Raw genomic sequence first — 13,649 nt, 5'->3', positions numbered from 1 at the left:
TTGATGGGCCCGGTACAAGTGGAAATTATTGGAGGTGAAAACGGTAATGCTTATGCCCGGTTGCCAGCCGGTAGCCTGCCGCAGTTGCAGGGGCTGCTGCTCTATGCTCAGCAACGCCCGGCTTACGGCGGGCAATGTGTGCTGGTGGGGGACCGGGAAGCGCTCCCCGAATATTGGCAGTTACAGCTTCAGGATAGTACCGTGGACCAGATTATAGGCTGGGGGTTTAAGGAAGAGGTCAGCACGGGGCGTCCTTTTGTTGCGCTGAGCAGCCCTGCGGCAGCCCGCCAATACTTTGGCAGCCATCGTTTTTCGAATACTTTATTTCTTGTGTTTGCGGGTAGTGAGCCGGTATATAGCGACTTGTTGGGCTATTTAGGGGCGCCCCTGCATCAAGCCACACTGCTGGTAGACCTGGATGCCCTTTGCCATAATCTTGAGGTACACCGGTCGGCGTTGAAGCCGGGCATAGCGGTTGCCGTGATGGTCAAAGCCAATGCCTATGGTTCCGGTTTGATTGAAACGGGGCGGGCATTGGAGCGGGCGGGTGTGGATTATCTTGCCGTTGCTTATGCAGATGAAGGGCTTCAGTTGCGCCGTGCCGGGGTGGAATGCCCGATTATGGTCCTGAATACGGAACTGGCTGCTTTCGGGCATTTGGTGCAGGGACGGCTGGAGCCTGTAGTATACCAATACTCATTGCTCAGCGCGTTGGCTGCCCGCCTGGACGAATATCAGGTTGATATGTCAGTGCACCTGGAGTTCAATACAGGAATGAACCGCCTGGGTTTTGAGCCGGAAGAAGCTCAGGCCGTTGGTGATTTCATTTCAAGGCAAGCCCATCTCCGGGTAGCTACCACTTTTGCTCATCTGGCGGCAAGTGGTGCTCCGGAGCATGATCGTTTTACGGAGCAGCAGATGTTCAAATTTGCGGCAGCTTGTACTGAACTTGACCGTCACCTCGGCTATCGGCCCCGGCGCCACCTGCTCAATTCAGGAGGGGTTGCCCGTTTTCCGCAATACGATATGGACATGGTGCGTTTGGGGATCGGTGTTTACGGCGCAGATGAGACGAGCGTGCTGCAACCCAAACTGCAAACGGTCATGCAATTGCAGGCTTGTGTGTCGCAAGTTCGTACACTGCAACCGGGCGAGACCGTAGGGTACAGCCGGGCGGGGCAGTTGCCAGCTGGTGCAAGGGTTGCGACTCTTGGGATCGGCTATGCTGACGGTATGCCAAGGGCGCTTAGTCAGGGGCAGCATCAAGTGGTGATCAACGGGCAGCTGGCACCTGTTGCGGGCAACGTATGCATGGATATGTGCATGGCTGATGTAACGGGTATACCTGATGTGGAAGCTGGCAGCCTGGCTACCATTTTCGGGGTAGAACCATCTGTGCAGGTGGTGGCCCGGCGGCTAAAAACCATTCCCTACGAAGTTTTTACGAACGTGGGGACACGGGTGCGCAGAGTCTACCGGCAGACAGTTCGGAGGCATTCGGGAACAAGAGCAGCAGCTGCAACCCCGACTTAAACTAATAAGGAAGGCAGCAATATTTTTTAGGGTGCGGTATTTTGCTAATTTTGCGGCGGTCTCCCCCAATGCGAGAAAATTTAAACAAAAACGATCATTCATGCTCAACCTAATGATTAAGCGCTTTTGGATGCTAATGGTAGCAGTAGTATGCCTACCCGGGCTTAGCTCCGGACAGGATGACCCTGTCCTGTTCACCATTGATGGCAAGCCTGTGCATCAGTCTGAGTTTGTGTACATCTATTCCAAAACCAATGGCAAGAATGCCGATTTTTCAGAAACTTCTCTGGAAGAGTATCTTGACCTGTACGTGAAGTTCAAGCTGAAGGTGGCCAAAGCCCGCGAAATGCAGTTGGATACCATTCCTGAACTGATGAATGAGCTTAATGGGTACCGCCGTCAACTGGCCGATTCCTATCTGATCGACAAGGAGGTAACAGAAAAGCTGATTAAAGATGCCTACGAGCGTTCTAAGCAGGATGTAGATATCAGTCATATTCTTGTATCCGTTAAGCCGGAAGCGACGCCGGAAGAAGTTGCGGCTGCAAAAGGTAAGCTGGAACGGGCTATGAAGCGTATTCAGGAAGGGGAGGACTTTGAAATTGTTGCCCGTTCTGTTTCTGATGATCAGTCTGCAAAGAACAATGGCGGCCGGATCGGCTACGTCTCCGTACTTTTCCCCAATGGTTTCTACGAGTTGGAGAAAGCTGCTTATGAAGTACCGGTTGGCGAGCTAAGTGGGCCGATACGCACGGATGCAGGCTTTCATGCCTTGCTGGTGCATGACCGCCGGCCTGCCCGGGGAGAAGTAGAGGCCGCCCATATTTTGTTGCGCACAGATGGTGACGAAGAGGAGAAAGTGGTTAAGGCCCGTATCGATAGTGCTTATCAGGCACTGGAAGCAAGGGCGGACTTTGACGCTATGGCGAAAGCTATTTCTGAAGACTCACGTACAGCCTCGAATGGTGGGTATATAGGGTTCTTTGGTATTAATCGTTTTTCCAAAGATTTTGAAGAGGCGGCATTTGGACTAAAGGAGGAGGGGAGCTATAGCAAGCCTGTCAAAACCAGTGTTGGCTGGCATATTCTTAAACTAATTTCCCGCAGGGGCATACAACCTTACAACATCGAGCGGGGTCGTTTAGAAAACGAGATTAAAAAAGATAATCGTTTTGAGCAGGCTAAAGCGGCTATGGTGGCTCAGATCAAGGAAGATGCCGGCTTGAAGGAATACCCGGAAGCACTCAGTAATTTCACGGAAACACTGACGGATACGTTCCTGACTTTCCGCTGGCGAGCGCCGGAGACCCCTTCTGATGCTTTGTTGTTTCAGTATGGGCCTGATTTTCAGGTTACGGTAGGAGATTTTGCGGATTATTTGGAGCGTGCTTCCCGCGAGCGTATCCGGATGGGCCGGGGAAAAGATGTAGCTTCAGCAGTAAATACGCTGTATGGCCAGTACCTCGACGAGAGCGCAATGCGATACGAAGAGAAACAACTGGAGGCGAAATATCCTGATTTTAAGGCACTGATGCGGGAGTACGAAGAAGGAATACTGTTGTTTGAAGCCACTAAGCGGCTGGTTTGGGACAAAGCATCTCAGGACACCGTAGGCCTCGAAAAGTTCTATGAAAAGGTTAAAGGCCAGTACCGCTATGGTAACCGGGCGGAGACCAGTATTTACCGGGTTTCCAACGAGCTTAAAGATCAGATGGAGGACGTTCGTGCCTTCATCGCAGACAATGAGCCGGAAGCTGTGCTGGAAAAATACAATGATCCGGATGCCACTTTCCCTCTGATTACGCATGAATCCAAAAACCTGGACAAAACCTTGTACCCGGAATTTAAAAGCATGGAGTGGAAGAAGGGCGCCATGTCGCAATCAGAGCCCAACCCGCAGGCACAAAAGTTCAAGATTGTAAAAATTGAAGCGCTGCTGGAGCCCCGGACGAAAACGCTTGATGAAGCACGCGGCTATGTGGTAGCAGATTATCAGGACTATTTGGAGGAGCAGTGGGTGGAAGAGCTACGTGAAACTTACGAGGTGGATATTAACCGCAAAGTATTCAAAAAGCTCATTAAGGAATAGGAGGTATGCTGCAGGTGCGAAAGCCGGGCGGGCCCTTCGCCGTCCGGCTTTCGCCGTTTTATTATCCAAAAGACCGACAATGAGAAGGATAAGGTTTTCCGTGTTATTTCTGGGCGTATTGCTTGGCCTGTCCTCTTGCACAGCAGGGGATTGGGAAGCTCCTGCCGAAGACCAATTACTGGCTAAGGTCCATAACAAAGCGCTCTATATCTCTGATATGGAGGGCATGTTCCCGGAAGGTACCTCCGGCAAGGACAGTACCATCATCATTCAGATGTTTACCAACCGATGGATGCGGGAAGCGCTGCTATTGCACGAGGCCGAGCAAAATATCCCGGGCGATCTGAATATTGACAAGCTGGTACGGGATTACCGGGCTTCGCTGATCCGGCATAACTACGAGAAGATACTGGTTCAGGAACTGCTCGACAGCACAGTGACCGACGAGCAACTGGCGGAATTTTATGAGCGCAATAAACAACAGTATCAACTCGAAACCCCCATCGTCCGTTGTTACTTTGTCAAGGTGCCTATGCCTGTGCCGGAAGCGAACGAGCTGCGGCAGTTGTGGAATAACAAACAGGAAGATCTGAAGCCACTGGTTGATTACTGTTCCCGGCACGCTGAGGCATATTTGCTGACAGACAGCATGTGGTACAAAGTGGAAGACATTGCCCGGGAGATGCCCAAGGGCACAGTAACGGCTGATAACATCAGCGCCAAGCAGGACTTTAGTCAGCGTGACGATGAGTACCAATACTATTTTAAGGTATTTGAGGTAAAGAACCGGAAAGACATCGCGCCGCTTTCGTATATTAAAGGTCAGGCCAGGAAGGTCATCCTGCGCAACCGGAAGGAAAAATTACTGGAAGATAAGATCGAAGCTATGTATCAACGGGAGCTTCGTCGCAATAACATCAAGACATATTACTGATTATGGATACAGCAATGAAATATTGGATTAGCGCTCTGTGCTTTTTGTTCATTGGAACGAACAGCTGGGCACAACGTGAGGTGATTGACAAGGTCGTTGCCACCGTTGGAGGGGAGCTGGTCCTACTCTCTGAAGTGGAGGAGCAGCGTGCACTAATGGCTTCGCAGCAGTCTAATCTGCCTGATGACATCCGCTGCGACATTATGGACCAGATTATGGCCAATAAGCTGTTGCTCAATCAGTCTAAGCTGGACAGTATCATGGTCTCAGATGAAGAGGTGGAAGTACAGCTGGATGCCCGTATTGAGCGTATCCTTGGTTTTATGAACAATGATGTAAACCAGTTTGAGGAATATTACGGGCAGTCGATCAATGAGGTTAAAGCGCAATTTCGGGAAGACCTGAAAAATCAGCTGCTTGTAGAACGTATGCGGGGTAACATTATGGCGAGTGTGACCGTGACGCCATCTGAGGTGAAGACCTTCTTCAACTCCATTCCGAAGGACAGCCTTCCTTATTTCAATTCTGAAGTGGAGATTGGGGAGATCGTATACAAACCCAAAGTGAATAAGGAAGAGCGGGAGCGCGCCGTCAACTTGCTGGAAGAACTGCGCGAGCGGATTGTGGAAGGAGGTGAGAGCTTCGCTGAGCTGGCCGGAAAGTATTCCGATGATGGTTCTGCCCGTGCCGGCGGTGATCTGGGCTGGGCCAAGCGGGGGCGCTATGTGCCTGAATTTGAAGCGGCTGCCTTCCGGTTGGAAAAAGATGAAATCTCTCCGGTGATCGAATCTGAATTTGGCTTCCATATTATTCAAATGCTGGAGCGCCGGGGCAACTCTATACGGGTGCGCCACATCCTCATTAAGCCCGATATCACGGATGCCGACCTGGAGCTGGCCAGAAACCGCCTGGACAGCGTCCGCCACCTGGTGATGAATGACTCCATCAGCTTCTCTCTGGCCGTAAAGCGGTTTGGTAATGAAGATCAGCAGAGCTACAATAACGATGGGCGGATGGTGAACCCGGCGACTGGCAATACCTTCTTCGAAATCGGTGACCTGGACCCCGATATTTACTTCACGGTGGATACGATGGATGTGGGTGAGATTTCTGCCCCATTTATGTTCCGTGATCCAACTGGGGAGCGCTATTTTCGGGTAGTCCAGCTACAGTCCCGGTCCAGCCCGCACAAAGCGGACCTGAGAAAAGATTATTCCAAGATCCAGATGGCGGCTATCGAGGCTAAAAAAAGCGAGTTTATCAGCGACTGGGTGGGGGACAAGGTAGGGTCAACTTACATCGATATTGACCCGATCTTTAATGGTTGCCCGGTGTTAAGGAAGTGGACCGTCGATAAGACGGCAAGGCCCTGATTTTTGGCCGGGGAAAGGTGCTCCGGCCAAAACTTTATGCATTACTGTTGGTTGATTGCAGTAACAGAACATGCAAACTGCGAGAGCTATATGCACGATATAGAGCCTTACTACCGCTGGAGAGGGAAATATATTTCGGCTCATGATGAGCGCTCCCCATTCTATGGGCGGACCTACAGCGAATTTACCTTTTCCAATAAAGTCTACAATTACTTTATCCACCCGCAGTGGGATGAGTTTGGCTCGGATACGCTCTACCTGAAGGTCCTGTATGCCGATTATGATGAAGCATTCGCTATTATTGAGCTGATAGGTGAGTGGAACGATGCCCTTTCCAATGATATCATGTACCTTAAACGCGAGGTGGTAGACCGCATGTCTGATCAGGGCATCTACAAGTACATTATGGTTTGCGAAAATGTACTCAATTTCCACGGCTCTGATGATTGCTACTACGAAGAGTGGTATGAGGATGTGGTGGAAGAAGGCGGCTGGATCTGCTTTGTCAATACCCTGCCCCATGTGAAAGAGGAAATGAAAGACACCCAATTGCATCAGTTTGTTAACTTTGGCGATGCATTCAATGATATCAACTGGCGCCCCCACAAGCCTAAATTGTTTTTCAAGGCTATGGATGCGCTGGTACACGGTGAACTTCAGCGGTATTTGCCGGAGGAGCTGTGATTAATACAACTTCATGCATCAATCCGGATTTGTAAATATTATCGGCCGGCCCAACGTCGGCAAATCCACGCTCATGAATGCCCTTGTGGGCGAGCGTATGTCCATCATCACTAATAAGCCACAGACTACCCGCCACCGCATTATTGGGCTGGTGAGCGGTGATAACTATCAGGTGGTCTTCTCCGATACGCCCGGCGTGATTGAGACGCCTTCCTACCGTATGCAGGAGTCGATGAACCAATTCGCCTTCTCTACCTTTGAGGATGCTGATATCATGATGTTCGTCACGGAACCGGGCGAGCATTACGCGGATGACGACCCAATTATTCAGCGCCTGCAAAACGTCAAAGTTCCGTTCTTTCTGGTGATCAATAAGATCGACACAGTGGATGACGGTAAGGTGCTGGAGTTGATAAAACTCTGGAATGACCGGATTTCCTTTACAGAGACTATCCCGGTTTCTGCGCTGCAAAAGGTCAATACAGAGCGCCTTATGGAAGTGGTTATGAAATACCTGCCTGAGGGCCCTGCCTTTTATCCAAAAGACCAGCTGACGGACCGGCCGGAGCGCTTCTTTGTGAGCGAGATCATCCGGGAAAAAATTCTGCTGCTCTACCAACAGGAGATTCCCTACTCCTGCGAAGTAATCGTCACCTCCTTTAAAGATGGGGAAACGAAAAAGGGCGAACCACTTGTACGGATCGGAGCAGAGATCTTTGTTGCCCGGAAAACCCAAAAGTCCATCATCATTGGCAAGGGCGGGAGCGCCATTAAGAAGCTAGGCACGGAAGCCCGCAAAAGTATTGAGGAGTGGCTGGAAAGCAAGGTGTTTCTGGAGCTGCATGTCAAGGTGAAAGACAACTGGCGGGATGATGAGCGGTCTTTGAAGCATTTTGGGTATTAGAAATTCATCGCCTCACCTCATAATCTTTTCCAATCTCCACCTTATACTCCCGTATCGCCATCGCCTGATCATACTGCCGGGGATCAATACCGGTTTCCAGTAATTTCTCTATTGGAGCGCTGCAGTGGGCACAGCTCCCTTCCACGATCACATCACCGGCAGGGTTAAGCCAGAATTTTTCCGGCAACACTGCGTTGTCTTCCTTTTGGCGGCAGGCCGGGCAGAAGACGTCCCTGAGCGCAGCGGCGTAGCGGGGTTTGAAATTCCTGCCCATAATCAGTTGCAGGTCCTCTTCGGTGATGGAAATATCGACGTACATACGGCTTTTGTTATCTTCGGCGTAAATCTGCGTTTATGAAAATCTATGTATACAACGGTCTGGCCTTCGTATGGTTTGCGATGGCAATGGTGGCTTGCAGCCCTGATGTATCCAAAATTGAGCCCGGTATGGTCATCACACAGTCCACCAGCTTTGAGGCAGACACCCTGGTCTTGCCAAGCGATACGCTGGGCCGCCCGGTCCTCGTGATAGAAGGGGAAGGGCTCACGGTTGACTTTGGGGGTACCCTTCTTCGGGGGAGTTTGGCCGATAGCCTGCCTGATACCTTCACCGGCCTGTCGGTACTCGTGCGCAACAGCAAAAACGTGACCATCCGCAACCTTAATGCCCGGGGGTATAAGGTCGCCCTCATGGCGGAAAATACCGACAGCCTTTTGCTGGAAGACTGCGACTTCAGCTACAACTACCGGCAGCGGATGAAAAGCACCCCGGAGGCTGAAGACCTTAGCGACTGGCTCTATTACCACCACAACGAATCGGACGAATGGCTGCGCTATGGGGCTGCGGTCTACCTTAAAGGATGCGATGCGGCTACGGTACGCCGCCTCCGCGTCACCGGCGGGCAAAACGGGCTGATGATGACAAACTGCAACAACGGTACGTTTTACAACAACACCATTCACTTCAATTCCGGTATTGGGATTGGGTTGTACCGAAGCAGCCACAACCGTGTGATGCACAACCGGCTCGACTGGAATGTGCGCGGCTTCAGCTATGGAGTGTACAGCCGGGGACAGGACAGTGCTGGCATTTTATGCTATGAGCAAAGCTCAAATAACGTTTTCGCCTACAACTCTGCCACACACTCCGGAGACGGATTCTTCCTTTGGGCAGGCCAGCATACGATGGATACGGGCGAGGGCGGCTGCAACGACAACATCATCTTTGGCAACGACTTTTCCCATGCGCCCACCAATGGCATCGAAGTGACCTTCAGCCGCAATATCATAGCAGGAAACCGGCTGGAAGAGTGCCGCTATGGTATCTGGGGCGGCTACAGCTACGAAAGCCTGATGTGGGCCAATACCCTCAGCAACTGCGACTATGGCATCGCCATTGAGCATGGGCAGGACAATACCATTTTGTACAATAGCTTTGATAGCTGCGAGGTTGGGGTTAAGTTGTGGGAACGGGCAAAGCAGCCCGAAGACTGGGGTTATGCGCAACAGCGGGAGGTAGAAAGCCGGGACTACCGCATTCAGCACAACCTTTTTTACAAGACAACGGTACCGCTTGCCATTGCTGGTACGGACCGGGTTGCCATCAACGATGACAATCAGTTTTATGCTTTCCAAACCTTACTAAAGGCAGAGCAGCCGAACGACCGCCTTGTACTGGTGAAAAACCGGATTGGCGAGGGTAGCCTTGGAGATGCTGCGCCCTTTGCCCGGGATAATCCCCCGGCAGCGCTGCCTGCACCCGATGATCGCCGTGACCTGGCAAAGTTTGTGCTGGAGCAAGCGCCCCTGGAAAATTACGCACCCGCACCCTTACCTGATGGGATGGACGCCCTGCTTTCGGAATCGCATCTGCGAGGCAGGAAGTATATACTGGTCACTAAGTGGGGCCCTTATGATTTTCGCCGCCCTATAGTGTGGAAGCGGGCTGCGGATGATGAAACGATGACCTTTTTGCTGCTCGGGCCACAGGGCAACTGGCGCCTTACCGGAGGGGAGGGCTTTACCCGGGTGACGCCAAAAACGGGCACCTTCCCCGCTACCGTCACCGCCCGGATAGATCCTGACGCTACCGGTTATGCTCTTGATTTTGAGTTTGTAGGAGAAGCGGTTACTACGGAGTTTGGCAAGCATTTGAAGCGGGGCGCAGGCGTTTCCTTTCATTGGAGGAATTAAACGTGAAGCCTGAACTGAACCTGGTCTCCGGGGCGGCATTGAGCCAGTATGGGTAAGTCGTTGGTGGAGACCTGTGCAATCCGCAGGTAGCCACCGGTCGTCTGTGCATCCGCCATCAGGATAATGGGCTGGCCAGAGGGCGGAACTTGCACTGTTCCCGGCAGCACAGCAGAAGAAAGGAGCCCGGGCAGGTGGCCTGTTTCGGGCAATTGTTCTTTTAGGCGCAGCCCCATCCGGTTGGAATCTTTGCTCAGGGTAAACGGTTGGTCCAGGAATTGCGCTCTGGCTGAGTCGGAAAAAGCCCCCCACTCCGGCCCGGGAAAAACCCTGACTTCACCGTTTTTTGGGAAAATGGGCTGATCCTGTGGCGGAAACTGCCGGATTTCGATGTTTGGAGCGTTCTGAATTTTCAAAAGCTGGCCAGGTTGCAGTTGGCTATCTGGTGTAAGCACCTCAGACTGATAAGGTGGCGGGCTGCAACTGCCCAGCCATTTCTGCACCTGCCAGTCACCTCGGATAGCGAGATAGGTACGGCAACCCTGCTGCATGCTACCGATATTAAGAATGGCCTCAGGAGATACATTTACGGTAGTGTAACGAGGCATGGGATGCCCATTTAGGGTAGAACGGGCCAATGCTCCCGTCAGCGCAATCTGCGCCGGGCCGTGGAAGTAGAGCTTTGAGCCCAGGAGTGTACTTTCCACCACCGGCGTGCCAAGAGGATTGCCCACCAATTGATTGGCCAGGGCTGCGGATTGCCGGTCCATGGCACCACCCAAAGGCACGCCTTGTGACTGATAGCCGGGACGCCCTTCATCCTGTAGCGTATCAAACAATCCGGTCGATATGATTTCCACTTTCAGCATGACTTCAGGCTGGTTTGAAAATAACGGTGTCGCCGGGGCGCAGCAGGAAGGTATCCTCAGCTTCTGCATCAAATACTTTTAGGGAGGTTTGCCCAATGATCTGCCATCCGCCCGGTGCTTCAAAGGGATAGATGCCAGTTTGTGCACCGGCCAGCCCCACGGCTCCAGCGGGGACGGACTGCCGGGGTGTCTGTTTGCGTGGGCAGTGGATGGCTTCCGGCAATGGGCCCAGATAGGGAAAGCCCGGTAGAAAACCAATCAGGTAAACCCGGTATGGACGATTGCTGTGCAGGCTGATGATCTCCGGTTCGGAAAGGCCGGTGCGCTGCGCGACTTCCGGCAGATCGGCGCCATTGTAATCCACCGGGATTTCGAAGGTACGCCCGGCATGCCGGGTAGATGGTTCGGGGATTTTTAAAGCCTGGATTTTTTCAGCCAGTGTATCGAATGCAATTTGTAAAGGATTGAACACCACGGTGAGGGAGCAATAAGCCGGAATACTGTACTCCACACCTTTGATAGCCGCTTGCTCAATGGCTTGCTGCCAGGCATGCACTTTGGCATTTAGCTCCGGGTCTATACGCTGTTCCCAGTTGATGAGCAGGGCGCGGTCGCCAAAGGGTTGGAGGGTCATAGGTTGCCTTTTTGAATGCCAGATTGCCGGAAAAAGTGGTCGAGTGCCTGCAGGATGGGTACAGCCATGGGGTTGTCTCCGTGTATGCAGAGGCTATCGACCTGAAGAGGCAGGCGGGCACCGGTATTGGTGGTGACCATCCCTTCCATCAGAATTTGGCGGACTTGTTCGACGACTTCAGCAGGGTCGCGAAGGACTGCCCCCGATTGCTTTCGGCTTAGCAGTTGCCCGTCGGCGGCATAGCGGCGGTCGGCAAAGCCTTCCCGGATATAGCCCAAACCGGCATCGCTGGCAGACCGGGCAAGTGCGGAATCAGGCAGCCCCATCACTTGTAAATTAGGGTCAATGGAATGGAATACCGCCACAGCGAGCTGAGCCTGCTTTTCATCCCTGCAAAGCGTGTGGTACAGCGCACCGTGCGGTTTGATATAGGACAAATGCCCGCCGAGGCTTTCCACCATACCTTTAAGGGCACTGACCTGATACCGGAGCATCGCCTGTAGCTCCGCTTCCGGTAACTCCATAGGCATCCGGCCAAAGTTTTCCCGGTCGGGGTAGGAGGGGTGGGCACCGATGCGTAAGCCATGTTTTAGAGCCTGCCGGATAGCCTTTTCTATGTAGACCGGGTCTCCACCATGGAAACCGCAGGCGATATTGCAGGAGGACAGGTAGGGAAAGATATCCGCTTCATGCGGGAAGCGTTTGGTGCGGGTGCTTTCGCCCAGGTCAGCGTTGAGGTCTATTCCTAGATTCATCCTTCTTTTTTCGGAAAACGGTAACCTACGTTTAGTTTAAGGTAGGGCGTAATTTCGACACTTCTAAACCCTGTTAAGGCAGATATATCGCTTCCCCCAAATAAAGTACGGCCCATTCCAAAGCCGAAATCTAAGATAAAACCACGTTCTGAAACAGTTTTATAACCGACGTTAAATCCTAATCCAGAGCCCATTCTACTACCCCCACCGGCAAATAGTCCAATACTAAACCCATCGTTTCCTCTTTTCGGCATTAAATAATGTTTTGGGCCTACATAGCCTGCAAAGAAACCTGCAACTGGAAAGGTTATTAGATATCCCTCCAAACCGAAAGATGGATTTAAGGGGTATTCTACGCTGGCGGCCAGGCCCAGGGCAATTAAGGGAACTGGCGAAGCGCCGACATCTATTTGGGCATGTAGGGTAGATTTAGCTGTCAGGAAAAGTGCAAGAATGAATATGGTTTTTCGCATTGTACTGGGGCTTACTTTAAAAAGTTTCAGTGCTGATGAATAACAGGTGGATTCCTATTTATCCCGTTTCCGGAAGCGGTATCCTATGTTCAATTTGCCGTATGGCCATGCGTCTCCATCTCCGGTAAGGGTGCGGCCAGCACCGGTGGCTACGTCCAAAAAAATACGTTTTTCCGAAATGATTTTATAGCCAAGGCTGAAACCGGCACCAAGACTAAATCCGTTGGTAGCCCCCCCGGCTAAAAATCCAAGATAGAAACGGTCGTAGCCTCTTTTGGGGTCCAGATAATAACGGGCACTGGCATTGATGACCATGGAGTAACGACGGTTTAATCCGAAGGGGTCTGTGGTTTTATCATTTAGTCGAAAGTGCCCCTCCAAGCCTACCTGCCTGGCGATGGATTGTTCTATTGAAAAAGCTGGCTGAGCGATGATAATAGAATAAGGAGAGATACTTACATCAGTTTGTGCACGAGTCAGTCCTTGCGAGCAGGTTAAAAGAAGAATAGTAAAGAAAAAGTTTTTCATTGGGTTTGGGGGTTACTTTCCTAAAATGATCAGGGCAAACCAAATTTGCCCTGATCATCGGAGGGGTTAGTTTTTAATGACTTTAAACATCCTGGGCAGCCTGTCATGCGGGAAGCGTTTGGTGCGGGTGCTTTCGCCCAGGTCGGCGTTGAGGTCTACCGCATGCCGCATCAGTCCCTCTTTTGAAAACGGTAGCCAAAGTTGAGTTTCGCATAGGGCAATGGCAGGCCTCCATCCGAGAGTGAACGCCCGATACCAAAGCCCACATCAAAGAGTAACCCCCTTTCAGAAACAGTCTTATAGCCAAAGGTAAAGCCTGGCCCGACACCTAATTCCGTAGCCCCTCCAACGAAGATGCCGATGTTGAATCCATCGTAGCCCCGTTTGGGATTTAGGTAGTAACGGCCATTCAGGTTGGCAACAGCACCACCTTCAATTACCAGGAGATAGCCTTCGAGCCCAATGTAATCAGCGACAGGGACTTCAACTGTCCCGACAAAGGCTGGAATCAGCAAGCCAAATGGCGAGATACTGACATCAGTTTGTGCACTAAGGAGGCTTTTGGAAGCGGTAAACAAGACAATAACCAGGATTAGTTTTCGCATGATAAATACATTTTTTGATGAGGATGATAGAATTAAAATATACAGAGAGGGGCAGAGGCTTGTACTTCAGCCTCTGCC

Annotated in this window: 14 protein-coding genes; 7 read left to right on the top strand and 7 right to left on the bottom strand. The window is 51.7% G+C overall.

The genetic code is table 11. The features are described 5' to 3' along the window. Window positions 1–3 precede the first annotated feature (3 nt). The 6 genes from alr (at window position 4) to era (ending at window position 7,517) form a co-directional block, all read left to right on the top strand. The gene (gene alr / locus ACO08I_RS08095) at window positions 4–1,533 is read left to right on the top strand and encodes an alanine racemase (protein ID WP_421949026.1); all 1,530 of its coding nucleotides are present in this window, start codon (window positions 4–6) and stop codon (window positions 1,531–1,533) included. 100 nt (window positions 1,534–1,633) lie between these two features. Further along, window positions 1,634–3,622, top strand: coding sequence for a peptidylprolyl isomerase (locus tag ACO08I_RS08090; RefSeq protein ID WP_421949025.1), 1,989 nt, complete (start codon window positions 1,634–1,636; stop codon window positions 3,620–3,622). Window positions 3,623–3,701: 79 nt separating this feature from the next. Beyond that, window positions 3,702–4,556: a hypothetical protein gene (locus ACO08I_RS08085; RefSeq protein ID WP_044229894.1), complete on the top strand. Its 855-nt coding sequence runs from the start codon at window positions 3,702–3,704 to the stop codon at window positions 4,554–4,556. A 2-nt stretch (window positions 4,557–4,558) separates the two neighbouring features. Beyond that, on the top strand, window positions 4,559–5,929 hold the full coding sequence (locus ACO08I_RS08080) for a peptidylprolyl isomerase (protein WP_282775859.1): 1,371 nt from the start codon (window positions 4,559–4,561) through the stop codon (window positions 5,927–5,929). Window positions 5,930–6,019: 90 nt separating this feature from the next. Further along, window positions 6,020–6,613, top strand: a complete 594-nt coding sequence (locus ACO08I_RS08075) for a hypothetical protein (protein WP_282775861.1) — start codon at window positions 6,020–6,022, stop codon at window positions 6,611–6,613. Window positions 6,614–6,626: 13 nt separating this feature from the next. Beyond that, the gene (gene era, locus ACO08I_RS08070) at window positions 6,627–7,517 is read left to right on the top strand and encodes a GTPase Era (RefSeq protein WP_421949024.1); all 891 of its coding nucleotides are present in this window, start codon (window positions 6,627–6,629) and stop codon (window positions 7,515–7,517) included. 4 nt (window positions 7,518–7,521) lie between these two features. Here the strand turns inward: era and ACO08I_RS08065 are convergent, their stop codons facing one another. Beyond that, window positions 7,522–7,836, bottom strand: a complete 315-nt coding sequence (locus ACO08I_RS08065) for a hypothetical protein (RefSeq protein ID WP_421949023.1) — start codon at window positions 7,834–7,836, stop codon at window positions 7,522–7,524. Between the two features lie 35 nt (window positions 7,837–7,871). Between ACO08I_RS08065 and ACO08I_RS08060 the strand changes: the two genes are divergently transcribed. Continuing rightward, window positions 7,872–9,710: a right-handed parallel beta-helix repeat-containing protein gene (locus ACO08I_RS08060; RefSeq protein WP_421949022.1), complete on the top strand. Its 1,839-nt coding sequence runs from the start codon at window positions 7,872–7,874 to the stop codon at window positions 9,708–9,710. Here ACO08I_RS08060 and ACO08I_RS08055 read toward each other — a convergent pair. The 6 genes from ACO08I_RS08055 to ACO08I_RS08030 form a co-directional block, all read right to left on the bottom strand. Further along, window positions 9,707–10,576 carry a biotin-dependent carboxyltransferase family protein gene (locus ACO08I_RS08055; RefSeq protein WP_421949021.1) on the bottom strand — a complete coding sequence of 290 codons (870 nt, stop codon included), beginning with the start codon at window positions 10,574–10,576 and terminating at the stop codon, window positions 9,707–9,709. The genes ACO08I_RS08060 and ACO08I_RS08055 overlap by 4 nt on opposite strands. 4 nt (window positions 10,577–10,580) lie before the next feature. Then, complete coding sequence (gene pxpB, locus ACO08I_RS08050) at window positions 10,581–11,210, bottom strand: 5-oxoprolinase subunit PxpB (RefSeq protein ID WP_421949020.1); 630 nt, start codon at window positions 11,208–11,210, stop codon at window positions 10,581–10,583. After that, window positions 11,207–11,965, bottom strand: coding sequence for a 5-oxoprolinase subunit PxpA (locus ACO08I_RS08045; protein ID WP_421949019.1), 759 nt, complete (start codon window positions 11,963–11,965; stop codon window positions 11,207–11,209). Before ACO08I_RS08045 ends, pxpB begins: the two co-directional genes overlap by 4 nt. Then, complete coding sequence (locus ACO08I_RS08040) at window positions 11,962–12,438, bottom strand: hypothetical protein (protein WP_421949018.1); 477 nt, start codon at window positions 12,436–12,438, stop codon at window positions 11,962–11,964. Before ACO08I_RS08040 ends, ACO08I_RS08045 begins: the two co-directional genes overlap by 4 nt. A 54-nt stretch (window positions 12,439–12,492) precedes the next feature. Beyond that, the gene (locus ACO08I_RS08035; protein ID WP_421949017.1) at window positions 12,493–12,966 is read right to left on the bottom strand and encodes a hypothetical protein; all 474 of its coding nucleotides are present in this window, start codon (window positions 12,964–12,966) and stop codon (window positions 12,493–12,495) included. A 170-nt stretch (window positions 12,967–13,136) separates the two neighbouring features. Then, window positions 13,137–13,571 carry a hypothetical protein gene (locus ACO08I_RS08030; RefSeq protein WP_282775878.1) on the bottom strand — a complete coding sequence of 145 codons (435 nt, stop codon included), beginning with the start codon at window positions 13,569–13,571 and terminating at the stop codon, window positions 13,137–13,139. Between the last annotated feature and the right edge of the window lie 78 nt (window positions 13,572–13,649).

This window comes from Phaeodactylibacter xiamenensis (genome assembly GCF_965229835.1).
GTDB lineage: Bacteria > Bacteroidota > Bacteroidia > Chitinophagales > Saprospiraceae > Phaeodactylibacter > Phaeodactylibacter xiamenensis.
Note: the sequence above shows the minus strand (reverse complement) of the source record. Positions and strands in the feature narration are given on the sequence as shown.